The sequence below is a fragment of the Sulfuricaulis limicola genome (assembly GCF_002355735.1).
GTDB classification, from domain to species: Bacteria; Pseudomonadota; Gammaproteobacteria; order Acidiferrobacterales; family Sulfurifustaceae; genus Sulfuricaulis; species Sulfuricaulis limicola.
The window spans coordinates 1,381,181-1,406,063 of record NZ_AP014879.1 but is presented as its reverse complement, the minus strand read 5'-3'; the positions used below and the strand labels follow the sequence as shown (position 1 = coordinate 1,406,063).

The window sequence follows — 24,883 nt, the reverse complement described above, 5'->3', positions numbered from 1 at the left end:
CATGATTACCACCGCCAACATCACCATGCAGTTCGGGGCCAAGCCCCTGTTCGAGAACATCTCGGTCAAGTTCGGCAACGGCAACCGCTATGGCCTGATCGGCGCCAACGGCTGCGGCAAATCGACGTTCATGAAAATCCTCGGCGGCGACCTGGAACCGAGTTCGGGCAACGTCTCGGTCGACGCCAACGAGCGCCTCGGCAAGCTGCGCCAGGACCAGTTCGCGTTCGAGAATGACACCGTGCTCGACACCGTGATCATGGGCCACGCCGAATTGTGGCGCGTGAAACAGGAGCGTGACCGCATCTACGGTCTGGCGGAAATGAGCGAAGAGGACGGCATGAAGGTGGCGGACCTGGAACACCGGTTCGCCGAACTCGACGGCTACACCGCCGAAGCGCGTGCCGGTGAATTGCTGCTCGGCCTCGGCATCCCGCTGGAGCAGCATACCGGCCCGATGAGCGCCGTGGCACCGGGCTGGAAACTGCGCGTGCTGCTGGCGCAGGCGCTGTTCTCCGACCCGGACATCCTGCTGCTGGACGAGCCGACCAACCATCTCGATATCAACACCATCCGCTGGCTGGAAGACGTGCTCAACGCGCGCAACAGCACCATGATCATCATCTCGCACGACCGCCATTTTTTGAACGGCGTGTGCACGCACATGGCGGATCTCGATTACGGCGAACTGCGCGTCTATCCCGGCAACTACGACGAGTACATGACTGCCGCCACCCTGGTGCGCAATCAATTGTTGTCCGACAACGCCAGGAAGAAGGCCCAGATCGAGGAGCTTCAGACCTTCGTCAGCCGCTTCTCGGCCAACGCCTCCAAGGCCAGGCAGGCGACCTCGCGCGCGCGCCAGATCGAGAAGATCGAGCTGGCCGAGGTCAAGCCGTCGAGCCGGCAGAATCCGTTCCTGCGTTTCGATCAGGCCAAGCGGCTTTACCGCTTGGCGCTGGAAGTGAAAAAGCTGAGTCAGGGCTATGGCGCGACACCGTTGTTCAAAAACCTCAGCCTGTCGGTCGAGGTCGGCGAGCGCGTGGCCGTGATCGGCCCCAACGGCATCGGCAAGACCACGTTGCTGCGTACCCTGGTCGGGGAGCTCGCCCCCGAGAGCGGTACCGTGAAGTGGTCGGAGAATGCCATGCCGGGTTACTACGCGCAGGACCACGCTGCCGATTTCGCGAAGGAGATGTCGCTGCTCGACTGGATGAACCAGTGGAAAAAGCCCAGTGATGACGAACAGGCAATCCGCGCCGTGCTCGGCCGGCTGCTGTTCTCCCAGGACGAAATCAAGAAAACGACCAAGGCGCTGTCCGGCGGTGAGCAGGGGCGCATGCTGTTCGGCAAGCTGATGCTGCAGCAGCCGAACGTGCTGATCATGGACGAGCCCACCAACCACCTGGACATGGAATCCATCGAGTCGCTCAACACCGCGCTGGAAAAATACCCGGGCACGCTGATTTTCGTCAGCCACGACCGTGAATTTGTCTCGTCCCTGGCCACGCGCATCATCGAGATGACGCCGCAGGGCATCGAGAATTTTGGCGGCACCTATGAGGATTACCTGCTGCGCCAGGAACAGCTGGCGGCGCAGGCGCCGGGCCGGATGCAGAAGGCCCGGTAATTTGTGCCATCATGCCCGTCCCCGACTAACGCATTCGAGGACAGGCTGCGGCGGGCATCCAGGCTTTACTTGCAGATTCCCGCATTATGCTAGGATTTCGGCAACGAAACTCCTGGCATCCATGCGTGAGCACGACCAGCGCCGGTGACGGCGACCCCACAGCCGCGAAAACGGCATTTCCCATTCTGGCGGCCATCAGCGTCTGTCACCTGCTGAACGACATGATGCAGTCGCTGCTGCCGGCGATTTACCCGATGCTGAAGAGCAATTACGGCCTCGACTTCGGCCAGATCGGCATTTTGACCTTCACGTTTCAATTCACCGCCTCGGTGCTGCAACCACTGATCGGTTTCTACATCGATCGCAAACCCAAGCCGTACTCGCTGGCGACCGGCATGGGCTTCACGCTCTCCGGCCTGCTGTTGCTGGGGTACGCTCACAATTACCCTGTGCTGTTGCTGGCGGCGGCGCTGGTGGGCGCCGGCTCCTCGGTGTTCCATCCGGAATCGTCGCGCGTGGCGCGCATGGCCGCGGGCGGCCGCCACGGGCTGGCGCAATCGCTGTTTCAGGTGGGCGGCAACGCCGGCTCCGCCATCGGCCCGCTGCTGGCGGCCTTCATCGTTCTGCGTTACGGACAGTCCAGCGTCGCCTGGTTTTCCCTCGCGGCGCTGCTCGGGATTTTCCTGCTGATACACGTGGGCCACTGGTACAAGGGCCACGGGCTGGCGCGCATGAAGTTGCACGCCGCGAAGGGCGGGGCGACGGTCGCGCTGCCGCGTGCCAGAGTGGCGCTGGCCATCAGCGTGCTGATCGCGCTGATATTCTCGAAGTTCTTTTACATGGCCAGCATGACCAGTTATTACACCTTTTATCTGATCGACCAGTTTCAGGTCTCGGTGCGCAGCGCGCAGGTGCATCTGTTCGTGTTTCTCGCGGCCGTCGCCATCGGCACCATCACGGGGGGTTCACTCGGCGACCGCTTCGGCCGCAAGGCGGTGATCTGGGGTTCGATCCTCGGGGTACTGCCGTTCACCCTGCTGTTACCGCACGCCAACCTGTTCTGGACCGGCGTGCTCAGCGTGCCCATCGGCTTCATTCTCGCCTCGGCATTTCCGGCCATCGTGGTCTATGCGCAGGAGCTGATGCCGTCACGGGTGGGCACCGTCGCCGGCCTGTTCTTCGGCTTCGCCTTCGGTCTCGGCGGCATCGGCGCGGCGGTGCTGGGCGAAGTCGCGGATGCCACCAGCATCCGGTTCCTGTTTCACGTTTGTGCGTTTCTCCCGGTGATCGGACTGCTCGCCGGTTTGCTCCCGGACTTGGGGACGGAAAGCCGGGGCCGGCGCCTGTCGACGGTGGCGGTGGATATCACCGGTAATGTCGAAACTGACCCGGCCCAAACCCGGAAATAAGCAGGCAGGAATTTTCGCTTCAGTTGCAGGAATAAGAATGCCTGTAGCCGCGTTCCTTGCGTGGCTGCGGGCAGCGGATGGAGTAGGAGGTGACCACGTCGCGCCGGCGGGTGGCATAATTGCACAGCACGGCGTCGCCGCGATACGCGGCGGAATCGATCAGGCTGAACTGCACGCGTTTTTTGTTTTCGATGTTGGTGGTTTCGCGTGTCGGGAGGCTCCCGCCATCCACCTCGACCCAGACGTTGATCGTGGGCGTGCATTTCACGGTATGATGACGGGCAGACTCCGCCGCGCGGACGCCGGTGGCGGCGAGCATGACGGACAAGGCGAGCAGAAGCAGGCGCATGGAAGAACCTCCCGGTATATCCTTATCGAGCCTAGCCGACTGCCGGGCCCGGCATGACGCCGTTCGTCGTGAAAAACAGGGGATACCGGCATATATACCGCCCGCCAGGCCGTCCATGGCGCACCCGCGTGTAACGCATCACCACGCTTGTCTGCCGCGCTGTGCCTGCGATTTACTGTTGCTTCGGGCGGGAGGCAAGGGATAGCGATTGCGGCCAGCATGATCACCAGCGAACGATTCAACGGCATTTCACATATGATTGGCGCGGCGCTGGCGCTGGCCGGCGCGGTAGTGCTGGTGGTGCTGGCGGCGCAGGACGGCGGCGCGCGCCGTATTACGGCATTCAGCGTTTATGGCGCAACGCTGTTTCTGCTCTATCTCGTCTCCACGCTCTACCACAGCCTGCCGGGACGGGCGAAAAATATCTTTCGCGTCCTCGATCACCAGGCGATCTACCTGCTGATTGCCGGCAGCTACACGCCGTTCACGCTGGTCACGCTCGACGGCACGGTGGGATGGTGGCTGTTCGGCGCGATCTGGGCCATGGCCATACTGGGTCTGGTGCTCGATGCCTTGCCGCGACGCGGCGCTCGGGTGCTGCCATTTGTCATCTATTTCACCATGGGCTGGCTGATATTGCTGGCGCTCGACCCGCTGCTCGCGGCGCTGCCACGCGCCGGGTTCTACTGGCTGCTTGCGGGCGGCATCTTCTATACCTCCGGCATCGTGTTCTTCGCGCTCGACCGGCGCTATCCGTGGATGCACGGGGCCTGGCATCTGTTCGTGCTGGCCGGCAGCGTCTGCCACTATGTGGCGATCCTGCTGTATGTCTGACGCCGGTCCCGGGCCGCCCGCCGTTTATCCGGCGCTGAAAGGGTATGGTTGCCGGCGGGTAGAGAATAAAGCCGGCGGAGTGGATTACAATGAACCGTTCCATTCCACATTACCCGTATTCCATCCAGGGAGAGCCCATGACGATTTTCAGATATCCACGAGCCGCGCAATACCTCGGCATGATCGCCGTTATTACCGGAATCGGCGTTAGCGCCTGTCAGCGCAGCCCGGAGGCCACGGCCGCCGCGCCGATGGCGAATACCCCGCCCATGCACGCAACGGAAACCACTGACATCAAGGATTCCGCCGCGACCGCAGCAACGTCCCTCAAGGTAACGGTGTCATTGAGCCCGGCGCTGGCCAGGAAGGCCGCGCCGGATGACGTGGTATTCATCTTCGCGCGCCCCACGAGCGGCCCGCGCATGCCGCTGGCGCTGGTACGCAAACAGGTCAAGGACCTGCCAGTCACTGTTGTTCTGGACGACAGCCAGGGCATGAGTTCCGCGATGCGGCTGTCGAGCGCGCCCGAGGTCATCGTGGTGGCGCGTGTCACCAAGTCCGGCATGGCCGACGCCAGCGACGGCGATCTGGAAGGCGTGAGCGGGCCCGTGGCGAACGGCACCAAGGCCGTATCGATCAGTATCGACAAGGTGCTGACCGGCCAGAAAGGCCCAAGGATGCCCCAAGGCCATCCCTGAGTTTGCCATGAAGAAAATCAGACACGAGGCCGAGCTGGTGAAAGCGGCGATCCTCGCCGGCATGAAGTACGGCGAGGAGCGGGGTGCGGTGATTTTCGAACCGACGGATTCGGCCAGCGAGAAAATCCTGTTCATCTACCGGCTGCTGGTCCATGACAAGCAGATTCAGCCCCTGCCGGAGGATCAGGTTTCGCAGCAATCCATGCGGCATAAGCTGGCCATCTGGTACTCCAAACAGCTGCCGGCGGATCATCCGCTTTTGAAATAATCCTCCCGCCGAAATCCGGCCGCCGGCCAGGCAAGAACCCGGGGCAGGGCGGTGTCACACGGGTAACCATCAGGCCTGGCCGGCGCGCCTGATGTTTTTGCTCCACGTCAAGGAAAAAATACCGGAAAAGCGTCAACTGGTACGGTTTGATCCTGAGTTCGCCGTCATCCATCGATCCGCCGGAGGAAAACCATGGGAAAGGCAAAACGCACCACGCATCGCAGCAGCAAGGGCACCAAACTGTACGCCGTGCGCGACAGCAATGGCCGCTTCAAGGACATCCAGACCTACAAGCGCGCGCACTCCGCTGACATGCGGCGGAAATCCAGGTCCGAAACCTGACGATCGCCCAGCTCCGGGATGGAGCCGGAACGGCTGGCTTCCGGGCTGGACAAAAAGAATCGCCTCGTTAAAACAGGCGAAGGGTAATCACGCACACAGGAGATTAACATCATGGCCGATAACGACATGCCCGATTTTTCAGGCGTCAAGAGCGGTGCGAGTTCGACCGCGAACAAGATTTATACAGTCGTTTCCGGTGACAGCTTGTCCAAAATCGCCAAGCGCGAGTACGGCGATGCCAAGCTTTGGCCGCGCATATTCGAAGCGAACAAGGACCTGCTCAAGGATCCCAACAAGATCTTCCCCGGCCAGAAGCTGAAAATTCCACCCAAGTAACGCGATGGCCCGGAAATTCCGGACACAAGGAGAAACATCCATGAAAGCATTCCGCACATCTTCTCTCGTTTTGCTGCTTGCCCTCACTGTCGTTGCCTGCGGGAAGAAGGAAACACCCGCGCCCGCGGCACCACCGGCCACGCAGGCGACGCAACCTGCCGCGCCTGCCGGGGTTACCGTTGCCGCCGTCAATCTGGGCAATGCGCTCGGTGCCGACAAGCGCGTGACCGCGCCGAGCACCAGCTTCGCCAGGAACGATACGATTTACGCCGTGGTGGAAACCCTGGGCAGCGGAAACACCACGCTCAAGGCCAGGTGGACCTTCCACAAGGGTGACAACGTTGCCACGGTGAACGAGACCAGCCAGACGATCGCCGCCAATGGCCCGGCGGTAAACGAATTCCACGTCAGCATGCCCGGTGGCTGGCCGGCCGGAGATTATCAGGTCGAGATTTTCGCCAACGACAAGTCCGCCGGGGCGAGCAAGTTCACGATCCAGTAATACGTGTTTGATGCCGGCATGCGGCGCTGATTGAGGCACAAAAGTCTGCGAGCACAATCCCGGCTGCCATTGACGGAGCCGGGGCTGTTTCATCAGGGATGATATACCGTTCGGCGCGCCAGGCGTTGTCGAACAGGCCGGAAGTGGGAGAATTCGCCGGTCCAGGGCAATAACAATTAACCAGATGAGATGGAGGATATAAACATGAACACATCCGCACTCCACACACGTCTTGGAGTCATCGTTTCGCTCGGTGCGATCCTGACGCTGGCCAGCTGTGGCGGTGGTGGCGGCAGCGATGGTGCCGGCACCGGCACGCTGTCACTGCAAATCACCGATGGACCGGTAGACAGCGCTGAACATGTATACATCCAGTTTTCCGGGCTCGAACTCCAGGCCGCCGATGGCCAGCGCACCACGCTTTATTATTGCCAGGACCCGGCGGACGCCACCAAAACCATCCTGAGCGAAACTGCCTGCGCCACGTCGCCGGCGCCGAAACGTTTCGATCTGCTGGAGCTGAACAGCGGCAATGCCGATCTCCTGCTGCAGGATTTCACGCTGCCGGCGGGGCGCTACAACTGGATCCGCCTGAACGTCGACACCGATGGCGAGGATGATTCCTGTATTGATGTGGACATGGACGGCATGGTCGGCATGGGCGACATGTGTCATGAACTCACCATACCGAGCGAGGCCAAGACCGGCCTGAAGCTCAACCGGGGCTTCGTCGTTCCGGCGGGCGGGAGCGCCGATTTCACCATCGATTTCGATCTGCGCAAGTCGGTGCACTTCACCGGCAACGACCCCGCCACCGGCGAGTACATGCTCCGTCCGACGCTGCGTCTGGCGGACAACGCCATGACTGGATCTATCGCCGGTACGGTAAATGACACATTGATGACGGTAACCTGCGACCCGGTGAACGATCACCCGGCGGTGTATGTGTACAGCGGCGCCGGTGTCACGCCGGATGACATTGACGGCATTGACCCCGACCCCGTGACCACCGCGAGCGTGAAGCTGGACCCCGACGATAACACCAGATATGTCTATAAGGCTGCCTTTCTCGAGGCCGGTGATTACACGGTGGCGTTTACCTGCGATGCCGCGGACGATGACCCGATCGTCGATAACACACAGAACGCTCCGATGGTGGGCTTCAGCGGGACGGCAACGGTCTCGGTAACGGCCAAAACCGAGACGACGCATAACTTCTAGCGATCCCGTCCAGCACACCCTCGACCAAAGCGCCCGGCGCGACCTTGGTGGAGGGTGAAACTGTTTCAGCAACAGGCAAAAGTCCGCTCTTGAGAATTTTACGCCTACGAGGCAGTCTGTGTTCTCCGTCTGTGGATTAATCAGGAGCTGACACGAATGCGCATGATTTTCCCGAATTCCTGGAAAACGCCGGTATTGCTCGTTGCCGCGCTGCTGGCCGGTTGTCAGTCGGCCTATTACGGGGCGATGGAGAAGTTTGGCTACGAGAAACGTGACATCCTGGTCGATCGCGTTGAAGACGCGCGTGAAGCGCAGCAGGATGCAAAGAAACAATTCGAATCAGCATTGGCGCAATTCATCGCGGTCACGAATTTCTCCGGCGGCGAACTGGAGCAGCAGTACAACAAGCTCAAGGACGAGTTTGAGGACAGCGAGGCGCGCGCCAACGCCGTGCACAAACGCATTACCGAGGTCGAACGCGTGGCGCAGGATCTCTTCCGGGAATGGGACAAGGAGCTGGCCCAGTACAGCAGCCCGGAACTGCGGCGTTCCAGCCAAAAACAGCTGGATACGACACGGGCGCGCTATCGCGAACTCATCGGCGCCATGAAGCGTGCGGAAAAGAAACTCGACCCCGTGCTGGCCGCGTTTCGCGACCGCGTGCTGTTTCTCAAGCACAACCTCAATGCCCGGGCAATCGCCTCGCTCAAATCCGAACGCGCCAGGATCCAGGCTGACATCAGCGCGCTGGTGGCCGACATGAACCGCTCGATTGCCGAGGCCGACCGCTTCATCAAGGACATGGCTCCCGCAAAAGATTGAGCATTCGCCGGATCGTCCGGTGCATTACGTTATTATGCTGGGATTTCAGCGATGCAGTTCTACTCATTCTCATTGGGGGGTCATGGCCAATGAACATCCGTGAGCTCAAGTCCGTGGCAAACGCCATCGTCGCAAGGCAGAAGGGGGTGCTGGCCGCGGACGAAAGCAGCCCCACGATCAAGAAGCGCTTCGATTCGATCAAGATCGAGTCCACCGAAGAGAACCGCCGGCGTTACCGCGAAATTCTCTTTACGACCGAAGGCATCGAGCGCTATATCGGCGGCATCATTCTCTTCGATGAAACCCTGCGCCAGCGCACGCGCGACGGCACGCTGTTCGCCAAATTGTTGTCCAGTCGCGGTATCGCTCCCGGCATCAAGGTGGACAAGGGCGCCAAGGCGCTGGCGCTGTACCCGGGAGACAAGGTCGCCGAGGGCCTGGACGGCCTGCGCGAGCGCCTCGCCGAGTACAAGCAGCTGGGCGCGAAGTTCGCCAAGTGGCGGGCGGTGATCGAAATCAACGAACACGATATCCCGTCGGCATTCGGCATCCGCGCAAATGCCCATGCCCTGGCACGTTATGCCGCGCTGTGCCAGGAGATCGACCTGGTGCCGATCGTGGAGCCGGAAGTGCTCATGGACGGCACGCATGACATCGACCGCTGCGAGGTCGTGACCTCGCGGGTGCTGGAGGCAGTGTTCGCCGAGCTCGACGCCCATCGCGTGGTGTTCGACGGCATGCTGCTCAAGCCGAACATGGTGATTCCCGGCATGAAATGCCCGCAGCAGGCCGGCGTGCAACAGGTAGCCGAGGCCACGCTCCGTTGCCTGCGGCGCTACGTGCCGGCGGCGGTCCCCGGCATCGTGTTCCTGTCCGGCGGGCAGAGCGCGGAGGACGCGACCGACCATCTGAACGCCATGAACGCGATGGGCCCGCAGCCGTGGCAGGTCAGCTTCTCCTATGGGCGAGCGCTGCAGGCGCCGGTGCTGGCGGCGTGGAAAGGACAGGAAAGCAACGTTGCCGCCGCGCAGAAGGCGCTGCTGAAGCGTTGCCAGCTAAACGGCCTGGCGCGTGACGGGAAATACGCCCGGGCCATGGAGGCGGGTGAATAGGCAGCCGGTTTATCGGGGAGTCAGGTGATTTAATGCAGATCTGGGTCGACGCCGATGCCTGCCCGAATGTAATCAAGGACATCCTGTTTCGTGCGGCGACGCGCGCGCAGGTTTTGCTGACGCTGGTGGCGAACCAGCTGCTGCGCACGCCGTCATCCCCTTATATCAAGGCCATCCAGGTGCCGTCCGGTTTCGATGTCGCCGACAGCAAGATCGTGCAGCAGTTGCAATCCGGCGACCTGGTGATCACCGCCGACATCCCGCTCGCGGCGCTCGTGATTGAAAAGGGTGGCCATGCGCTCAATCCGCGCGGTGAATTCTATACCACCGAAAATATCCGCGAGCGCCTCACGATGCGCAACTTCATGGACGAGCTGCGCAATACCGGCGTGAACACCGGCGGTCCGGCGGTGCTCAGCCTGAGCGACCGGCAGGCATTTGCGAATCAGCTGGATCGATTCCTGACCAGGACCAGAAGGCCAGGGTAAACTCTTCACATGTCGAGCCCAAACGATGCTCCACAGGAATTATTGTCCCGGCTTGCCGGTCTGGCACGGCGCTGGCGTGCCGGAGAGATCGATGCAATGGCATTCGCGGCCCGGTATTTTTTCTATTGGCAGATTGCGTCGCACGGCCGGCAATTTGCTTCGCGCCGAAACAAGAACGACCCGCGTCCCGATGTCAATGAATGGCTGAGTGTGATGGAGTCAGCGAAAGGGGAGTGCTTGCGGGAACGCCTGTCCGGTTGGCTGGAGCGTTACCAGTTTCGCGGCGTGATCAATAATGTACCGATGGCGCTGCTTCAGTGGCTGCGGGGCACCTGGCCCTTGATCCTGCGCGAGGATATTCCGCAACCTCTGGAAGTGTTGCGCATGCAGGCGCGCGGGTGTCGTGCGGTGACTGCGCTCACCGCGTATCCGCGGTTATGCCGGCCGGTGCTGAACAAGCCCCATGCCTTTGCCTTTTTCCTGCATGACCTGGAACATGCCTGGAAGTTTTTCCATTCACCGGAATTACACGCCGGCCAACGTGCATTTTTCAACGCGCTGGAGAATGTCTTCGATCGTGGCGTGTTCACGCCATATTTCAACGATGCCGAGTTCGTGACCCGGTTTCATTACCTCATGAGCGACATGAACACGCACCCGGAACACAGCCGGCAGTACCTGCGCGCTATCCTGGTGGAATTTTATCTGCGCCGCGAACGCAAGGGCCGCAAGGAGCCGTTGTCGCCGGCGGCGGAACAAATGCTGGGTGAGATACTGCGTGCCGTGGCGCTACCCGCGCCCTGGCAAGCCTGCGCCTGACGGCCGGGCTGGACGCGACTACGAGATCGTCGACGGTGTTTTCCAGCCGGCCAGTGCGCTCGCCAGGATCGCCCTGGCCTGTCCCGGCGTGACGCCGTATATTGCATTCAGTTCGTCCGCGGTTTTGGCGGAGTCCACGCGGTAGTAGATTCGTTCGCCATAACGGATAGCGACGGTTTCGCCGGTTTTTGGCAGGGTGGCAAACGCGATTCCCGGAAAACCGGCGTCGGCGGCATGTTCCTTGTGCATGGTCATTCTCCCGCTGCAAGTGACTGGGCCCGCATAAGATCACGGGGGTTCTTCCCTGGGTCCGCGGCAAGGTAGCCCGCGGCTGGAAACCATGTAACATAAGCAGTGATTGTTATAGTCACATGACGAAACAGCACCAGTACATGGACATCCGACAACGTGTCGGAAACCGTTGACGAGCGGAATCAAAAACAAGTCCCGAGAGGAAGGAATACCGAATGTCATCGGCACAAGAACGGGCCAGGGAACTGGCCCGGGAAATGAAAAAGGCCATCATGGAGGCCAAAACCGCCGAGGCGCGCGCCAAACGGCTGGGCGACGAGGTATTGCTGGCCCTGGCCGAGGCCAAGAAAGAGCAGGAGGCGGCCAGTGAGATCATCGAATACCCGGTCGGCCGCTACGAATGCAAGCGCTGCGGCCAGGGCTCGATCTTCTCGCAAACCTACCGCGAGCTTCCTGCCTGCGACAACTGCGGCAGCACCGAATATGTCGGCGCCGAGCCCACCATCACGAAAATCACGCCACCCCCGCCGAAGAAGTATCACGCCGGCATGTATGAGTGCAGCGGTTGCCGCACGCGCATCGTCCTGCCGGAAGACATGGACGAGCTGCCGCCGTGCGACATTTGCGGCGGTCACAAGCTCAAGGCGGTTTAAGTGACGTTGCGGCCCAACTCGCAGGAGATGTCGTCATGAAAATGAATTTGCTTGTACCGATGCTCCTTGGGGCGACGCTGTCTTTCCCGTTGCATGCAGCAGATGTGCTGAACGCCAAGATCATGACGCTCGATCTGGCACGCGACATTGCCAATCAGACGTTGGAGGCCTGCCGTAAAATGGGCTACAACACGGCGGTGGTGGTGGTCGACCGCGCCGGCGATGCGCAGGTGATGCTGCGCGATGTTTACGTCTCGCGTCATGCCATCGAACTCGCCGAGCGCAAGGCGAGCGCAGTGGTCATGTCCGGCGTCAGCACCCAGGATTTCCGCACTAACCGGGCCGATATCCGTGCCGAGCTGAACGAGGTACGCGGCATCCTGCTGCTGCAGGGAGGGCTGCCGATCCGTGCCGGGGGCTCGTTGATCGGCGCCGTGGGCGTGAGCGGCGCGCCCGGCGGCGAGAAGGACGAGGCCTGCGCCGCGGCCGGGATCAAGGCGGTGCAGGAGCGGCTCGATTTCGCGGAATAAGACGATCGGGCACAGAAGAGCGACATCATCCGGGACAGCACTGTTGCTTATGGAAGAACCGAGATACTCTCCCGCCAACCCGAACGCCAGGCCGCGCTTTCGTATCGAGCGCATCCTGTTCCCGCTGGTTTTCGCCCTGGTCGTGCTGGCGCTGCTCGCCGACAAAATTCCCACGGTTCGCGACGCCAGGGAAAAATTGCTGCATCCCGCGGAATACCAGGCGCTCAAGGCCTGTCAGGGCGCGGCGCTGGCAGCGGCCGAGCGACCGGCGTATGCCCGCATCGTAAACTCCGGTGAAGCGCACGCGACCCAGGGAGCGCAATACGTCGAAGGCGTGCGCGTCGGCGAAATGGGGCAGGCGGGGGCCGAGATTACGTACGATTTCAGTTGCTACATCGAGCCGGACGGCAAGGTGGTCAAATCCCACAAGCAACAAACAACTTCTTCGCTGCGCACCGGCGGCTGAGTCACTTCAGGCAGGATAGTCAGCGCCGCGGGCTGAAATCACCGCGGTATTCAAAAGGTAATTTTCCCATGCGGTCGGAAATGCTGAGCCCACCGGACAGCCGGTAACGCAGGCTCTCGCCTTTGCTGCTCTCCAGCGCCCGAATCTGGTTGAAGATCCGCATCAGGCTGCTCGCCACATTCACCTTCACCAGGGCCTCGCCGTAGGCCGGCACCGTCACCGCCTGGTTGGTCACGCCGCGTCCCAGTTCCGAGTCGTTGATGTCGAGCTGGAAGTTCATGCCCGCGATCGGGAGCGGTATCGGATTGGGATTCTGCACCCGGAGCGTCACCGCGTAACGCTGTTCCAGCAGCGTCATGTCAAGCACTTGCAGGTTGTTCAGGGTCACATGCGGCGTTTCGATGGCGGACTGCAGCGCCGCACAGCCGCTGAGCAGCATGACAATAAACAGCGCGACGATTTTTCTCATGGTCATTCCCGGGATGGATGGCTGGAGCGGGCAGGGTGCGGCGTGCCTGAGTCCATGGCGGGGATTCTATCAGACTGCATCATCATTCCCTTTGGTTCCTTTCACGAGTGTCGTATGATGGGTATTCAATCGTTTACGCAATCCTTTCAACTCAACGCTGTTTTCGTGTCGCCCATGAAAAAAACTATGTGGTTGATGGTATTGCTGGTGCTGGGCGGCATTGCCGCCGGCTTTTACTACTGGCAAATGCAACCGGAACCCGGGCCGGCACCTGCTCCGCCTCCGGCGGAGGCACCGCCGGAGGCCAAACCCGAGCCGCAGATACGTCACCCGATCAAGGAAATGGAGCCGTCGGAAAAGCCACTGCCGACGCTGGAAAGCAGTGACGACGCCATGCTCGATGTGCTGACAGGCTTTTTTGGGCAACAGGCGGTGCAGGAATTTTTCGACGTGCGCGAGATCGTGCGACGTTTCGTGGTCACGGTGGACAACCTGCCGCGCAAGCACGTGGCTCTGCGTTACCGGCTGTTCAAGCCGGTGGCAGGGCAGTTCCTCGCCACCGGCGAAGGGGACAACTATCTGACCAATACGGACAATTTTCGGCGCTACAAATCCTATGTGTTGCTGTCCGACGCCGTGGATGCCCGGAAGCTGGTCGCGGTCTATACGCGCTTCTACCCGCTGTTTCAGCAGGAATACGTCAATCTGGGATACCCCAAGGGCTACTTCAACGACCGTTTGGTCGAGGCCATTGATGACCTCCTGGCGGCACCGGAAATTCCGAGCGCGATCAAGCTGGTCCGACCCAAGGTCATGTACCTGTTTGCCGATCCTGCCCTCGAGGAGTTGTCAGCGGGACAGAAGATCATGATCCGCATGGGGGTCGAAAACGCCGTGCGCATCAAGGCGCGCTTGCGGGAAGTCCGGCAGGAGTTAACAGGGCAGGCACTACAACCATGATTTCAATAAAAAATTGTTAATGTTTATAGTTAGTTAAAATATATAACTAGTTGAAATTAAATATAAAATATACATATTTTCTATAGGTTTTATATTATTGATTATATAGTCATTTTAATATAAATATTGACATACAAGTCAATTTATGATTTAAATTGATTATATGATCAATTTAAAATCCCCAAGCAATTCTGACCCCGTACGGTCAACCCTGAACGCCATCCTTGCTGCCGCCGATATCCGGAAACTCAAGGACAAGGAGCTGGCACAACTCGCGGGGCTGCGGCCTGAAACCCTGAGCCGCATGAAAACCCGCGGTACCGCCGACTTCACGCTCATTGACCGTCTGGCGCGGGCCGTGGGCCTGAAGCTGGCCGTGGTGCCGGATGACGACCAGCTCGAGCGCATCCAGCAGGGCCGCTTCTTCACATGACCGACCGTTACGCGGTGGTGTGGGCCCGCACCGCCGCTGAGTCTCGCAAGATGGGCAGTCTCGTGGCCACCGGCCGCGAGATGCGTTTTTCCTATACGCCGGAATTCCTGGAGCAGGGCCAGAACATCCCCGGACTTTCGCTGATGCTTCCATCACGGCTATGGCGTGAGCGGCCGTTCGTGCACCAGTCCACCGAGATCCTGCCGTTGTTACCACGGCTGATGGCCCTGATTCCGGGCCGCAATGCCAACAACATCCAGCGCCGGTTGTACACCAGCCTGCTCGCAAAACGCTCGAACCCTCCGGCACAAGGATTTGAAACGGAATGGGAATTATTGATGCTTACCGGGCACAATGGCATCGGCCATGTCGACGTGTTCCCGGATGATCGCGCGGCGCTGGAAAACTACGCTGACACCGATGCGCCCAAAAAACGGGTCGGCTCGCGTTCGGAATTCTGGAAATTTCTGAAGGAGGGCACCAGCCAGGATTTTAACGATGAAGCGATCGATATCATGCGCTTGATCGGCCCCACGCCCTCGGTGGGAGGCCAGATACCCAAGCTTCTGGTGGCCATCCCGGACCAGGACGCCTGGGACGGAAGCTTGGCTGAGCCCGGGACACGTGAAATTGACGGTATTCCCTACGTCGACGTGGTAATGAAGGTTGAAGATCCGCAGTACCATGGTCTGGCGGCACTGGAGGCTCTGTGCCTCGACCTGCATCGAGAGCTGGGTTTCGAGGTTCCGCGCCACTGGCGCGCCAGCATCGATGGGCTTTCGGTGCTGGCCGTGGAGCGCTTCGACCGTACACCCATCGGCGGGCCGCGGGCCATGGAGAGTTTTTTTTCGGTCTATGCCACCGGTCAGCAGCAGGTGCGCACCATGACCGATGCCGAGGTCGAAGGCGTGGGCCTGATGCTGCTGAAGCTGGCGGAAATCGCTGATATTGATCCTGCTGTGGCACGCCTCGAAGTCTACCGGCGCTTTGTCATGGCGCTGCTCACTGGCAATGGTGACCTGCATCTGGAAAACCTGGCATTCCTGGATGGTCCGGAAAAGATCCAGATCTCGCCGGTATTCGATCCCACGCCGATGCGCGCCTGGGACCGGCATGACCTGATCTCGGCGTTGCCGTTTTACATCGACGTCCAGCACGGGCTCGGCCACAGTGTCTCCCGGGTAGGTGAATCCTTCGGCCTGACGCGTGCCGCTGCCGCCGATATCCTGCACGAATTGATGGCAGCGACCCGGAATTATCCGGAGCGGGTGCTGGCGCTTACGGATGTGCCGGAGATGAACAGGAAAAATCTCGCAACCCGGGTTAAATCACTGCGGGCCAGAATGGCCGGAGAAGGGGGCAAATAAACCACACGGTTGTTTGGAGCTGCTATTTGGTTCTTTTTATTATTTTACATAATATACATTATACGAATGATTCAGACATTGTCGAACCCCGCTCACCAGCACATCTTCAGGAGCAACTCGAATCCATTTCACGGTTAATTTTCATTATCTAAAACATGAATCAAAGTCAAAAAACAATTGTTTATAAACATAAATCTTTTTAAGCAGGTGCGAGTTGCTGGCGCCGTTGTTCGAGTGAAGCGAGCAGTTTGTCGAAAGGTGCGACAAACTTTTTGACTCCCTCTTCCTCCAGTTGCCGGGCAACAGCCTCCAGATCGATCCCCAGCTGCGCCAGCCTGGCCACCGTCACGTCAGCCTGTGGCAGGTCTTGTTCCAGTCGCGCGGCCGGGTCTCCTTGCCGGCGATAGGCATCGAGCGTCTCCGGCGGCAAGGTGTTGACGGTTTCCGGGCCAATCAGGGGCTCGACATATTTCACCGGGCTGTAGGCCGGGTCCTTGGCGGAGGTCGACGCCCACAGCAGGCGTTGGGTATGCGCGCCACGCGCGGCCAGCCGCTGCCAGCGCTCCGAACTGTGCATCTCGCCATATATTCGGTAAGCCAGACGTGCGCAGGCAATGGCGGCTGTCCCGCGCAGAGAAGCCGCAGGTTTGTCGCCGGATTCAGCCAGTGCATCAAGACGCTGGTCTACCAGCACGTCGATGCGGCTCAGGAAAAAACTCGCCACCGAGTCTACCGAATCCAGGCTCAACCCAGCCTGGGCGCGATCTTCCAGGCCGGAAAGCCAGGCCTGCAACACCTCACGATAGCGGCTGAGGCCGAACAGCAGGGTTACGTTGACGTTGATGCCCTGGGCGATAAGCCGGCGCACGGCGGGCAGGCCCTGAGCGGTCCCGGGAACCTTGATCATGATATTGGGACGATGCAGCTTCTCCCACAGTCGCACCGCCTCCTTCACCGTTTTGTCCGTGTCGCTGGCCAGATGCGGTGACACTTCGATGCTCACGAAACCGTCGCGCCCGCGGGTTTGTTCATACACCGGCAGAAACAGATCGGCGGCATGGCCGATGTCAGCCAGTACGATGGGCTCGTAGATCTCCATGGCACTGCGAGCATGGCGCGCGAGCCTGGCAATGTCCGCCTCGTAATCCTCGTGGCCGGTGATCGCCTTTTCAAAAATGCTCGGATTGGAGGTGATGCCGGCCAGTCCATCGCGTTCGATCATATGGGTCAGTTTGCCGCTGACAAGCATGCCGCGCTCGATGTAATCAAGCCAGACGCTCTGGCCCAGCGACTTGAGGACAAGCAAAGGATTGGGTGCCGTCATTTTTCCTCCTGTGTCCGTGTGGCGCCGGAATCCCGCGCCTTATCCCAGCTCCAGGCGATCGCCCGCGCCATGACGCAATGCCACCATGACAGTCAGGTACTCGCGCAACTGGCGCGTGAGCAGGAAATTCTCGCGCACGAATTCACGCGCCTTCTGCCCCATCTCGGCCAGTTTCTCGCGGTGATGCAGCAGATAACGGATGCGCAGCGCCGCACCCTCGGGCGAGCTCACCAGAAAACCCGTGTGGTGATTGATCACTTGGAGACGAATGCCGCCGGTGTCGCCGCCGATCACGGGTTTGCCCTTCCACATCGCCTCGGACACGGTCAATCCGAAGCCTTCCTTGATGGATTTTTGCAGCACGAAAGCGGCGGCGCGCTGCAGCGCGTTGATGGTGCGATGCGCGTCGGGCGGCAACAGCAGGATATGCACGTCGGGATCGTCCTGGGCGGCCGCGCGCACCTCCGCCAGCACCACGTCGCCCTCGGGATCGTCGGTGGCGCCGCCGCCGGCCAGCACCAGCTGCAGCGACGGGATGAAGCTGGTGGCCAGGCGATAGGCCTCGATCACGCCCAGGGGATCCTTGAAGCGGTCGAAGCGCGAAACCTGCAGCATCATCGGCCGTTCCGGATCGATGTGGTAGCGCGCGCAGATTTCCCGGATCTCCTCCGCCGGCAGATCCATGTTTTTATCGCTCAGCGGATCGATGCTGGGCGGAATCAGGTAGACCGGATGCGGCAGCATCTGCACGAAATCGGCGATGGAAAAGATGCTGGCGTCGTAAGGCGCGATGAACTGGCGCAGGTAGCGCCACACCGGCCGGAACGGGTGGCTCACGTCGATGTGGCAGCGCCAGATCCATTTTCCGCGGCGCTCCGGAAAATGTCTGAGCAGCGCGGCCGGCTGGGGATCGTGGATGAACACCAGGTCGGCGTCGCGCAATACCGGCCCGAGCTCCCCGGCGTTGCGCTGGTTGGTCGCCTCGTATTCCTTGAGCAGGGCCTCGGAAATAATGCTGGTGTTGCCCTGCAATGCGTTGTGAAACTGCTTGGTGCACTGGTAAAAACCGGTGTCGCCCTTGATCACCTCCCAGCGCACGTCCAGGCCCAGTTCGCTCATCAGCGGCACCAGTTTTTCCAGTATCTCCGCCACCCCTCCTCCGGTCCGGGTCGAATTCACGTGGACCACCTTCAGGCCCTTCAGCGGGGCCGCCAGCTGGGACAGGTGCCGGATGACGTCCTGACCCACGACATCGGCGTAGGACTTGAGCAACTGGGTCATGCCGCGTCTCCCTCGAGAGAACATTCCGTGATAACCGTATCCAGCGCGCGGCGCAATTCGGTGAGCGTGGCGAAATAGGGATCGATGCCCGCGAGACGGTCGCACAGGACGGCGTATTGATCACCAAACTGCTGGAGCCAGGCACGGATATCGTCCACCCGCTGCGGCTCGCGGCGGCGCGCGTCAATCACGTGATAATAGATGCTGCCGATGGACAGGGTCGGAATCACGGCGCGCAAATCCCGGGGGCGCAGGATGCGCTTGCCGGTGTCGAACACCACGATCTGTGCCCGCACGAAATGAAACTGCTGGTCGCGACGCGCCCAGGGATGAAATTCCATTTCATCGAGACGCGTTTCGATGACGTCGATCAGCTCCTGCCGCAAGGCCTCGATGTCGTGGAAGTCGGCAGGATCGATGACGCCGAGGCGCTCGCCGAGCTTGTTGTCGTGCAGCGCGTGGCGCACCCAGGAGGCAAAGTCATTGTTGTATTCCGGATCGTCGAACCGGGGCTGCAACAGGCCGCCCCAGAAGTGGTAGTTGATGCTCTCGGGGTGAACCGCGAGCAGGCCGTCGCGCAATTCCCGCAGGTTCTGCGCGCGCCTGCCAGTGGCGATGGCGGCCAGCGCGCAATCCTTGACGACAAATGGCTCAACCTTGGAACTACCGGCCATTCATGAATCTCCTTCATGTAAAAACATGTTAAAGACGTGGCGCCCTCAAATACAAAGTTGCCAGTGGCGGCAGGGTCAGCGCCAGCGAATAATCGCGGCCATGTGCCGGCACCGGCGCCGCCTCTACCCCGCCCAAGTTGCCCAGACCGCTGCCGCCATAAACCGTGGCGTCACTGTTGAGCGCTTCGGTCCAGCAGCCGCCGCGCGGCACGCCCACCCGGTAGTTGACCTGCGGTACGGGGGTAAAGTTGCACACCACCAGCATGAGATCGTCCGGATTTTCGCCGCGGCGGCAGAAACTGATGATGCTGTGCTCCCAGTCGTGCAGGTCGGCCCACTCGAATCCTTGCCGGTCGAAGTCGCGCGCATGCAGCGCCGGTTCGCGGCGATAGAGCTGATTGAGATCACGCACCCAGGACTGAATGCCGCGGTGCGGTGCGTGCTCCAGCAGGTGCCAATCCAGGCTTTGATCGTGATTCCATTCTCTCCATTGACCGAACTCGCAGCCCATGAACAAGAGTTTTTTTCCAGGATGGCCGTACATGTAACCGAACAGCAGGCGCAGGTTGGCAAACTTCTGCCAGTCGTCGCCCGGCATCCGGCTGAGCAGCGAGCCTTTTCCGTGCACGACTTCGTCATGCGAAAACGGCAGCACGAAATTCTCGTGGAATGCGTACCAGATACTGAACGTAAGCTGATCGTGGTGAAACTTGCGGTACACCGGGTCGCGCGAAAAGTAATTGAGCGTGTCGTGCATCCAGCCCATGTTCCATTTCATGCCGAAGCCGAGTCCGCCGAGCCAGGTCGGGCGCGACACCATGGGCCAGGCGGTGGATTCCTCGGCGATGGTCTGCGTGTCCGGATGATCCCGGTACACCGCCTCGTTCAGATCGCGCAGAAACTGGACCGCCTCGATGTCTTCCTTGCCGCCGTGCTCGTTGGGAATCCACTCGCCCGCCTCGCGCGCATAATCGAGATACAGCATCGAGGCGACCGCATCGACCCGCAGGCCGTCGATATGGTATTTGTCGAGCCAGAACAGCGCGCTCGAAATCAGGATCGATCGCACTTCGTGCCGGCCGTAATTGAAAATGCTCGAGCTCCACTCCGGGTGATAGCCGCGCTTGGGATCGGCGTGCTCGAACAGCCAGGTGCCGTCAAAATACACCAGCCCGTGCTCATCGGTGGGAAAGTGCGACGGCACCCAGTCGAGGATCACGCCCACGCCGTTCCGGTGCAGCCGGTCAACCAGGTGCATGAAATCCTGCGGCGTGCCATAGCGCGCCGTCGGCGCGAAGTAACCCGTGGTCTGGTAGCCCCAGGAGCCGTAGAACGGGTGTTCCGTGACCGGCATCAGCTCGACATGGGTGAAGCCCATGTCACGCACGTAATCCGCCAGTTGTGATGCATGTTCGCGATAACTCAACGGGCGATTGCCTTCCTCCGGGACACGCCGCCACGAGCCGAGATGGGCCTCGTAAACGGACATGGGGGCATTCAGCGCATTGGCCCGTCCCCGCTCCTGCATCCACGCCTGGTCATCCCAGCGGTAGTCCAGCTCCCACACGACCGAGGCCGTGCGCGGCGGGATCTCGGTATGCAGCGCGAACGGGTCGGTCTTCTCGACCTGATAATTGCCGTGGCGCGAGACAAGGTGATATTTGTAGCGGGCGCCGCGGCTGACACCGGGCACGAATCCCTCCCAGATGCCGGAATCGTCCTGACGCGGCAACAGCGGGTGTGCCTCGGGACGCCAGGCGTTGAAATCCCCGACGACCGCCACCCGGCTCGCGTTCGGCGCCCACACTGCGAAATAAACCCCGGCGACACCTTCCACTGTCTGCGCATGCGCGCCAAACTTGTCGTACAGGCGGAAGTGCCGGCCTTCCTTGAACAGATAAATATCGTGCTCGGTGAACAGGCTCGCACCCTTTGGTGCGTGCCTGGTTTCCTGTGGTTTGGTATTTTTGGTTGGCGTTGCCGCCATACGGTGTCTCCTGGCTGCTCTGGGGCAAACCGACCGCCGCGGCGCGAATGGACAACGGCAGGAACAACAGGGTCAACTGTAACCGATGGACCACCCACGATCAAACCGTCGCGCGTCGCGACGCGAAATGATCAATGATTTCAGCCGACATAGTCGGCGCACAATGTCAGAAAATCCATTTCCTGTTCTTCGCGTGTGTTCCGGCGGCTACATTGATTTGACGAAGATCAACATGGCCAATCGCGGGAATCGCTGATACTTTAAACAATTGAAAACCACAAAACCCGGTCCGGTCGAGGAGACAAAAAACATGTACAAGCGAATTCTGGTGCCCGTCGACGGCAGCGCGACATCCATGAACGGCCTGGAGAAGGCCATGCGGCTGGCCAGGGCCAGCGACGCCAAACTGCGTGTGCTGCACGTAGTGGATGGCATCGCCTTTTCCCGCGAACACAGCATGTTCACGGCGACCGCCGGGAAATTCCGCGAGTCAGGCAGAAAACTGATCAGGCAAATCATGGCTCGGGTTAAAAAACAGGAGATACAGGCCGACTCGCGCATGGTGGAAAATCTCACGGGCCGCGCAGCGGACACGATCGTGAAAGAGGCCGGTAAATGGAAAGCCGACGTGATCGTAATGGGTACACACGGGCGTCGCGGTTTCAACCGACTGCTGCTCGGCAGCGACGCCGGGCTGGTGGCACGTACCGCTCCGGTCCCGGTTCTGCTGGTCCAGCCTTCCAGGAAAAGTCAGCACCGCGGGAAGAAAAAACAATAACGTACGCGACGCCGCCTGAAGGCTTCGTCACGCGGGCGGTTTCGCCTGCCTGAAAAGCGCGAAGAAGTTGCGGGTCGTGTGTTCGGCGATGTCTTCGAAACTCGTGGCGCGCAACGTGGCCAGGCACTCCGCCACGTGTTTCACGAACGCCGGCTCATTGGTCTTTCCGCGAAACGGTACTGGCGCCAGATAAGGCGCGTCGGTCTCGATCAATAACCGGTCCTGCGGAACCTGTTTCGCCACCTCGCGCAAGGCCTCGGCATTGCGGAAGGTCACGATGCCGGAAAAGGAAATGTAAAAACCGAGATCCAGCGCCACATGCGCGACGTCCCGGCTCTCGGTGAAGCAGTGCATCACGCCGCCGATCTCCTCCGCCCTCTCCTCGCGCATGATGCGCAACGTATCCGCGGCGGCCTCGCGGGTATGGATGATCAGGGGCTTGCCGGATTTTTTCGCTGCGCGGATGTGCCGGCGGAAACGTTCCTGCTGCCAGCCCATATCGCCCTGGCTGCGGTAATAGTCGAGGCCGGTCTCGCCAATGGCGACCACGCGCGCGTCATCCGCAAGACTGGTCAGGTCCTCCACGGAAGGTTCACGCCCTTCCCGTTCGTTGGGATGCACACCCACCGAGGCGAACAGGTTCGCATGACCGTGCGCCAGCGCGCGTATCTCGGGAAAGGTTTCCAGCGTGACTGACACGCACAGCATGTGTCCGACCCCGTTGTCCCGGGCGCGCTGGAGCACATCTTCCAGGCCGGCGTTTAGAGGTTCGAAATTGAGATGGCAGTGAGAGTCGACGAGCGGCGTCACGTTACATCGTGTGCGTGAGCCGGTCGGAATTGAGCGCGCCGGCGAGGATGCCTTCGATCTTGTTGCGCGCGATGCCCGAATCCTTCTCGCTGAACTGGATGCCGATGCCGGCGGTGCGACTGCCCTGCGCGCCCGGCGGCGTGACCCACACCACGTGTCCGGCGACCGGAATCTTTTCCTTGCTGTCCATCAGCGTCAGCAGCATGAACACTTCTTCGCCCAGCTTGTACGGCCGGTTGCTCGGGACGAAGATGCCACCGCCTTTCACGAACGGCATGTAGGCGGCATACAGGGCATTTTTGTCCTTGATGGTCAGGGACAGTACGCCCGGCCGCGCGGCGACCGGCAAGGGTTTGACCGCCTTGGCAGCGCCGGCGGTATGCGGTGTGGTGGTTTTGTCGTTCATAGAAAACTACGGCTCATTTTCATTGTAGACGGCTCAAACGAACCCAGCGTATCAAAATGTCCTCGAGCATCAAAAGTTCGTCGAGCGGGCTGTTGAGTTGCCGATATTTCTCAAGAATAGCATCAATAAAACCATATAACTCGCTAATTTTGTATTTGTTTTTTTCAGCGGCGCCAGAGGCCGCGAGTTCGGGGTTCAACAGTGTCGATGCCGGCGCCCCGAGGCGGATTTTAATCTGGTCCGAGACAAAACCGTGGAGCCAGCCGAGCGTGCGCCCGGTTCCCAGACCCTTCCAGCGCGCCGCGCACGTGACCGGATGTTCCCGTCCCAGGGACAGCGCCATCATGTCCTGCAACAGCCTGGCGCGCGTGGCCGGAAATTCTTCCCGCCCCAGGGTTTCGGCCAACAGCGGCGCGCCGCCGGCCAGTCTCAGCAACAGCGCGGAATCGCTCCTGGCATCGTGCCGGACCTGCAGCCAGGCCTGTCCCACGGCAGGCGCCGGCAGCCGGAACAGCAGCCGGGCGCAACGGCTGCGTATCGTGGCCGGCAGGCGTGCCGGATGGCTCGTGACCAGCAGCAGCATGCTGCCGAGCGGCGGCTCTTCCAGCAACTTGAGCAGGCTGTTGGCGGCATTGATGTTCATGGCCTCCGCCGGGGATATCAACACGACTTTGCGCGTGGCCGTATGTGGTCGCAATGACAGAAAATCACCGAGCGCGCGAATCTGGTCGACCGTGATGCTCTTGGCGTCATCCACCAGTCCGACGCTGGAGATATCCGGGTGGGCGCCGGCAGCGAAAAGACGGCAGGCATGACAGTGCCCGCAGGCAACGCCATCCCGGGGCTGTTCGCACAGCAGCGCCTGCGCCAGCTGCACCGCAAAGGCATGTTTTCCCAGGCCGGGACGTCCTTGCAGCAGCAACGCATGCGGCAGCTGGTCGAACTGGCGCGCCAGCGTCGACCAGAGGGCATTGTGCCAGGGGTAACGCTCCGGTGCCGTGGAGAAATTGAGTGTCGTGTTTTCGTCAGCGGTCACGAACAAATTCCTCGAGCGTGGCGGTGATCTGCCGTTCCACCTGCTCCAGCGGGCGGCTGGCGTCGATGATGCGCATGCGCGCCGGTTCAGCCCGGGCGCGCGCCAGATAGGTTTCGCGTACTCGCGAAAAAAATTCGTTGTTCTCGCGTTCGAAACGATCAGGTGCGCCGCGCTGCCCGGCACGCTCACGACCCGCCTCCACGGGAAGGTCGAGCAACAAAGTCAGGTCCGGCCGGAGATCGCCCTGCACCCGGGTTTCCATCGACGCGATCCGCTCCGCCGGCAGACCGCGACCGCCGCCCTGGTAGGCATAAGTCGCGTCGGTGAAACGGTCGCACAGCACCGCCTTGCCGGCGGCGAGCGCCGGACGTATCACCTTGGCCAGATGCTCGGCGCGTGCGGCGAACATCAGCAGCATTTCGGTTTCCGGCGTGATATGGAGCTCCCTGCTGTGCAACAGAATATCGCGCACCCGTTCGCCCAGTTCGGTACCGCCCGGCTCGCGCGTGACCACGACCGCATGGCCGGCGCGTTGCAACCACTGGTGGATGAAAGCCAGGTTGGTGCTTTTGCCGGCGCCCTCGCCGCCTTCCAGGGTGATGAATAAACCACGCGGCATGTTATGGG

Annotated in this window: 31 protein-coding genes; 20 read left to right on the top strand and 11 right to left on the bottom strand. The window is 60.8% G+C overall.

Annotated features, from left to right (window positions below; all coding sequences use genetic code 11):
- Position 1 precedes the first annotated feature (1 nt).
- Entirely contained in the window at positions 2-1,630 is a 1,629-nt protein-coding gene (locus SCL_RS06925; protein WP_096360541.1) for an ABC-F family ATPase, read from the top strand.
- Between the two features lie 125 nt (positions 1,631-1,755).
- The gene (locus SCL_RS06920; protein WP_420823631.1) at positions 1,756-3,039 is read left to right on the top strand and encodes an MFS transporter; all 1,284 of its coding nucleotides are present in this window, start codon (positions 1,756-1,758) and stop codon (positions 3,037-3,039) included.
- A gap of 19 nt (positions 3,040-3,058) precedes the next feature.
- Here the strand turns inward: SCL_RS06920 and SCL_RS06915 are convergent, their stop codons facing one another.
- On the bottom strand, positions 3,059-3,388 hold the full coding sequence (locus SCL_RS06915) for a hypothetical protein (protein ID WP_096360539.1): 330 nt from the start codon (positions 3,386-3,388) through the stop codon (positions 3,059-3,061).
- Between the two features lie 219 nt (positions 3,389-3,607).
- Here SCL_RS06915 and trhA point away from each other — a divergent pair, with 219 nt between their 5' ends.
- The 11 genes from trhA (at position 3,608) to SCL_RS06865 (ending at position 10,830) form a co-directional block, all read left to right on the top strand.
- Entirely contained in the window at positions 3,608-4,222 is a 615-nt protein-coding gene (trhA, locus tag SCL_RS06910; RefSeq protein ID WP_096360538.1) for a PAQR family membrane homeostasis protein TrhA, read from the top strand.
- A 137-nt stretch (positions 4,223-4,359) separates the two neighbouring features.
- Complete coding sequence (locus SCL_RS06905; RefSeq protein ID WP_148665022.1) at positions 4,360-4,920, top strand: c-type cytochrome biogenesis protein CcmI/CycH; 561 nt, start codon at positions 4,360-4,362, stop codon at positions 4,918-4,920.
- 7 nt (positions 4,921-4,927) lie between these two features.
- Complete coding sequence (locus tag SCL_RS06900) at positions 4,928-5,188, top strand: DUF5062 family protein (protein ID WP_096360536.1); 261 nt, start codon at positions 4,928-4,930, stop codon at positions 5,186-5,188.
- A 192-nt stretch (positions 5,189-5,380) separates the two neighbouring features.
- Entirely contained in the window at positions 5,381-5,530 is a 150-nt protein-coding gene (locus SCL_RS14255; RefSeq protein WP_172425957.1) for a hypothetical protein, read from the top strand.
- Between the two features lie 111 nt (positions 5,531-5,641).
- Positions 5,642-5,866, top strand: coding sequence for a LysM peptidoglycan-binding domain-containing protein (locus SCL_RS06895; protein ID WP_096360535.1), 225 nt, complete (start codon positions 5,642-5,644; stop codon positions 5,864-5,866).
- 40 nt (positions 5,867-5,906) lie between these two features.
- Positions 5,907-6,368, top strand: coding sequence for a hypothetical protein (locus SCL_RS06890; RefSeq protein WP_096360534.1), 462 nt, complete (start codon positions 5,907-5,909; stop codon positions 6,366-6,368).
- A gap of 204 nt (positions 6,369-6,572) precedes the next feature.
- Positions 6,573-7,589, top strand: coding sequence for a DUF4382 domain-containing protein (locus SCL_RS06885; protein ID WP_172425956.1), 1,017 nt, complete (start codon positions 6,573-6,575; stop codon positions 7,587-7,589).
- Positions 7,590-7,751: 162 nt separating this feature from the next.
- Positions 7,752-8,411, top strand: coding sequence for a DUF2959 domain-containing protein (locus tag SCL_RS06880; protein ID WP_096361885.1), 660 nt, complete (start codon positions 7,752-7,754; stop codon positions 8,409-8,411).
- Between the two features lie 89 nt (positions 8,412-8,500).
- On the top strand, positions 8,501-9,523 hold the full coding sequence (locus SCL_RS06875) for a class I fructose-bisphosphate aldolase (RefSeq protein ID WP_096360532.1): 1,023 nt from the start codon (positions 8,501-8,503) through the stop codon (positions 9,521-9,523).
- 32 nt (positions 9,524-9,555) lie between these two features.
- A complete protein-coding gene (locus SCL_RS06870) occupies positions 9,556-10,011 on the top strand; it encodes a YaiI/YqxD family protein (RefSeq protein WP_096360531.1) in 456 nt (151 codons plus the stop codon).
- Between the two features lie 96 nt (positions 10,012-10,107).
- The gene (locus SCL_RS06865; RefSeq protein WP_096360530.1) at positions 10,108-10,830 is read left to right on the top strand and encodes a hypothetical protein; all 723 of its coding nucleotides are present in this window, start codon (positions 10,108-10,110) and stop codon (positions 10,828-10,830) included.
- Between the two features lie 18 nt (positions 10,831-10,848).
- On the opposite strand, the gene SCL_RS06860 is transcribed toward SCL_RS06865, so the two are convergent.
- Positions 10,849-11,079, bottom strand: coding sequence for a hypothetical protein (locus SCL_RS06860; protein WP_148665020.1), 231 nt, complete (start codon positions 11,077-11,079; stop codon positions 10,849-10,851).
- Positions 11,080-11,297: 218 nt separating this feature from the next.
- On the opposite strand from SCL_RS06860, the gene SCL_RS06855 reads away from it, so the two are divergent.
- From SCL_RS06855 to SCL_RS06845, 3 genes are read left to right on the top strand one after another with little or no spacing between them, the layout of a single operon-like run.
- Positions 11,298-11,735, top strand: coding sequence for a hypothetical protein (locus tag SCL_RS06855; protein ID WP_148665019.1), 438 nt, complete (start codon positions 11,298-11,300; stop codon positions 11,733-11,735).
- 41 nt (positions 11,736-11,776) lie between these two features.
- Complete coding sequence (locus SCL_RS06850) at positions 11,777-12,265, top strand: GlcG/HbpS family heme-binding protein (RefSeq protein WP_420823640.1); 489 nt, start codon at positions 11,777-11,779, stop codon at positions 12,263-12,265.
- 49 nt (positions 12,266-12,314) lie between these two features.
- A complete protein-coding gene (locus SCL_RS06845; protein WP_096360526.1) occupies positions 12,315-12,731 on the top strand; it encodes a hypothetical protein in 417 nt (138 codons plus the stop codon).
- A gap of 19 nt (positions 12,732-12,750) precedes the next feature.
- Here the strand turns inward: SCL_RS06845 and SCL_RS06840 are convergent, their stop codons facing one another.
- The gene (locus SCL_RS06840; RefSeq protein ID WP_172425955.1) at positions 12,751-13,200 is read right to left on the bottom strand and encodes an LEA/WHy family protein; all 450 of its coding nucleotides are present in this window, start codon (positions 13,198-13,200) and stop codon (positions 12,751-12,753) included.
- Positions 13,201-13,374: 174 nt separating this feature from the next.
- Here SCL_RS06840 and SCL_RS06835 point away from each other — a divergent pair, with 174 nt between their 5' ends.
- The 3 genes from SCL_RS06835 (at position 13,375) to SCL_RS06830 (ending at position 15,960) form a co-directional block, all read left to right on the top strand.
- Positions 13,375-14,160, top strand: coding sequence for a DUF3014 domain-containing protein (locus SCL_RS06835; protein ID WP_172425954.1), 786 nt, complete (start codon positions 13,375-13,377; stop codon positions 14,158-14,160).
- Between the two features lie 163 nt (positions 14,161-14,323).
- Entirely contained in the window at positions 14,324-14,593 is a 270-nt protein-coding gene (locus tag SCL_RS14025; protein WP_148665018.1) for a helix-turn-helix domain-containing protein, read from the top strand.
- Positions 14,590-15,960, top strand: a complete 1,371-nt coding sequence (locus SCL_RS06830) for a type II toxin-antitoxin system HipA family toxin (RefSeq protein WP_096360524.1) — start codon at positions 14,590-14,592, stop codon at positions 15,958-15,960. The genes SCL_RS14025 and SCL_RS06830 overlap by 4 nt, the downstream gene beginning before the upstream one ends.
- Before the next feature lie 199 nt (positions 15,961-16,159).
- Here the strand turns inward: SCL_RS06830 and tal are convergent, their stop codons facing one another.
- The 4 genes from tal to glgB are packed head-to-tail and all read right to left on the bottom strand — an operon-like array spanning position 16,160 to position 21,226.
- The gene (gene tal, locus SCL_RS06825; protein ID WP_096360523.1) at positions 16,160-17,284 is read right to left on the bottom strand and encodes a transaldolase; all 1,125 of its coding nucleotides are present in this window, start codon (positions 17,282-17,284) and stop codon (positions 16,160-16,162) included.
- 39 nt (positions 17,285-17,323) lie between these two features.
- The gene (locus SCL_RS06820; protein ID WP_096360522.1) at positions 17,324-18,565 is read right to left on the bottom strand and encodes a glycosyltransferase; all 1,242 of its coding nucleotides are present in this window, start codon (positions 18,563-18,565) and stop codon (positions 17,324-17,326) included.
- Entirely contained in the window at positions 18,562-19,239 is a 678-nt protein-coding gene (locus SCL_RS06815) for a DUF5752 family protein (protein WP_096360521.1), read from the bottom strand. The genes SCL_RS06820 and SCL_RS06815 overlap by 4 nt, the downstream gene beginning before the upstream one ends.
- 28 nt (positions 19,240-19,267) lie before the next feature.
- Entirely contained in the window at positions 19,268-21,226 is a 1,959-nt protein-coding gene (gene glgB, locus SCL_RS06810; RefSeq protein ID WP_096360520.1) for a 1,4-alpha-glucan branching protein GlgB, read from the bottom strand.
- 310 nt (positions 21,227-21,536) lie between these two features.
- Between glgB and SCL_RS06805 the strand changes: the two genes are divergently transcribed.
- Positions 21,537-22,004, top strand: coding sequence for a universal stress protein (locus SCL_RS06805; RefSeq protein WP_148665017.1), 468 nt, complete (start codon positions 21,537-21,539; stop codon positions 22,002-22,004).
- A 27-nt stretch (positions 22,005-22,031) separates the two neighbouring features.
- Here SCL_RS06805 and SCL_RS06800 read toward each other — a convergent pair whose 3' ends face one another.
- Genes SCL_RS06800 through tmk form a run of 4 tightly spaced genes read right to left on the bottom strand, consistent with a single transcriptional unit; the run spans position 22,032 to position 24,875 of the window.
- Positions 22,032-22,814 carry a TatD family hydrolase gene (locus tag SCL_RS06800; protein ID WP_096360518.1) on the bottom strand — a complete coding sequence of 261 codons (783 nt, stop codon included), beginning with the start codon at positions 22,812-22,814 and terminating at the stop codon, positions 22,032-22,034.
- 1 nt (position 22,815) lies between these two features.
- Positions 22,816-23,220 (bottom strand): PilZ domain-containing protein, encoded by a 405-nt coding sequence (locus SCL_RS06795; protein ID WP_096360517.1) that lies wholly within the window; start codon positions 23,218-23,220, stop codon positions 22,816-22,818.
- 19 nt (positions 23,221-23,239) lie between these two features.
- Entirely contained in the window at positions 23,240-24,256 is a 1,017-nt protein-coding gene (locus SCL_RS06790; protein ID WP_172425953.1) for a DNA polymerase III subunit delta', read from the bottom strand.
- The gene (gene tmk, locus SCL_RS06785; protein WP_096360515.1) at positions 24,246-24,875 is read right to left on the bottom strand and encodes a dTMP kinase; all 630 of its coding nucleotides are present in this window, start codon (positions 24,873-24,875) and stop codon (positions 24,246-24,248) included. Before tmk ends, SCL_RS06790 begins: the two co-directional genes overlap by 11 nt.
- Positions 24,876-24,883: the final 8 nt, after the last annotated feature.

Coding starts and splice junctions, on each gene's coding strand:
- SCL_RS06925 (WP_096360541.1), top strand. CDS start 2: ATGATTACCACCGCCAACATCACCATGCAGTTCGGGGCCAAGCCCCTG.
- SCL_RS06915 (WP_096360539.1), bottom strand. CDS start 3,388: ATGCGCCTGCTTCTGCTCGCCTTGTCCGTCATGCTCGCCGCCACCGGC.
- trhA (WP_096360538.1), top strand. CDS start 3,608: ATGATCACCAGCGAACGATTCAACGGCATTTCACATATGATTGGCGCG.
- SCL_RS06905 (WP_148665022.1), top strand. CDS start 4,360: ATGACGATTTTCAGATATCCACGAGCCGCGCAATACCTCGGCATGATC.
- SCL_RS06900 (WP_096360536.1), top strand. CDS start 4,928: ATGAAGAAAATCAGACACGAGGCCGAGCTGGTGAAAGCGGCGATCCTC.
- SCL_RS14255 (WP_172425957.1), top strand. CDS start 5,381: ATGGGAAAGGCAAAACGCACCACGCATCGCAGCAGCAAGGGCACCAAA.
- SCL_RS06895 (WP_096360535.1), top strand. CDS start 5,642: ATGGCCGATAACGACATGCCCGATTTTTCAGGCGTCAAGAGCGGTGCG.
- SCL_RS06890 (WP_096360534.1), top strand. CDS start 5,907: ATGAAAGCATTCCGCACATCTTCTCTCGTTTTGCTGCTTGCCCTCACT.
- SCL_RS06885 (WP_172425956.1), top strand. CDS start 6,573: ATGAACACATCCGCACTCCACACACGTCTTGGAGTCATCGTTTCGCTC.
- SCL_RS06880 (WP_096361885.1), top strand. CDS start 7,752: ATGATTTTCCCGAATTCCTGGAAAACGCCGGTATTGCTCGTTGCCGCG.
- SCL_RS06875 (WP_096360532.1), top strand. CDS start 8,501: ATGAACATCCGTGAGCTCAAGTCCGTGGCAAACGCCATCGTCGCAAGG.
- SCL_RS06870 (WP_096360531.1), top strand. CDS start 9,556: ATGCAGATCTGGGTCGACGCCGATGCCTGCCCGAATGTAATCAAGGAC.
- SCL_RS06865 (WP_096360530.1), top strand. CDS start 10,108: ATGGCATTCGCGGCCCGGTATTTTTTCTATTGGCAGATTGCGTCGCAC.
- SCL_RS06860 (WP_148665020.1), bottom strand. CDS start 11,079: ATGCACAAGGAACATGCCGCCGACGCCGGTTTTCCGGGAATCGCGTTT.
- SCL_RS06855 (WP_148665019.1), top strand. CDS start 11,298: ATGTCATCGGCACAAGAACGGGCCAGGGAACTGGCCCGGGAAATGAAA.
- SCL_RS06850 (WP_420823640.1), top strand. CDS start 11,777: ATGAATTTGCTTGTACCGATGCTCCTTGGGGCGACGCTGTCTTTCCCG.
- SCL_RS06845 (WP_096360526.1), top strand. CDS start 12,315: ATGGAAGAACCGAGATACTCTCCCGCCAACCCGAACGCCAGGCCGCGC.
- SCL_RS06840 (WP_172425955.1), bottom strand. CDS start 13,200: ATGAGAAAAATCGTCGCGCTGTTTATTGTCATGCTGCTCAGCGGCTGT.
- SCL_RS06835 (WP_172425954.1), top strand. CDS start 13,375: ATGAAAAAAACTATGTGGTTGATGGTATTGCTGGTGCTGGGCGGCATT.
- SCL_RS14025 (WP_148665018.1), top strand. CDS start 14,324: ATGATCAATTTAAAATCCCCAAGCAATTCTGACCCCGTACGGTCAACC.
- SCL_RS06830 (WP_096360524.1), top strand. CDS start 14,590: ATGACCGACCGTTACGCGGTGGTGTGGGCCCGCACCGCCGCTGAGTCT.
- tal (WP_096360523.1), bottom strand. CDS start 17,284: ATGACGGCACCCAATCCTTTGCTTGTCCTCAAGTCGCTGGGCCAGAGC.
- SCL_RS06820 (WP_096360522.1), bottom strand. CDS start 18,565: ATGACCCAGTTGCTCAAGTCCTACGCCGATGTCGTGGGTCAGGACGTC.
- SCL_RS06815 (WP_096360521.1), bottom strand. CDS start 19,239: ATGGCCGGTAGTTCCAAGGTTGAGCCATTTGTCGTCAAGGATTGCGCG.
- glgB (WP_096360520.1), bottom strand. CDS start 21,226: ATGGCGGCAACGCCAACCAAAAATACCAAACCACAGGAAACCAGGCAC.
- SCL_RS06805 (WP_148665017.1), top strand. CDS start 21,537: ATGTACAAGCGAATTCTGGTGCCCGTCGACGGCAGCGCGACATCCATG.
- SCL_RS06795 (WP_096360517.1), bottom strand. CDS start 23,220: ATGAACGACAAAACCACCACACCGCATACCGCCGGCGCTGCCAAGGCG.
- tmk (WP_096360515.1), bottom strand. CDS start 24,875: ATGCCGCGTGGTTTATTCATCACCCTGGAAGGCGGCGAGGGCGCCGGC.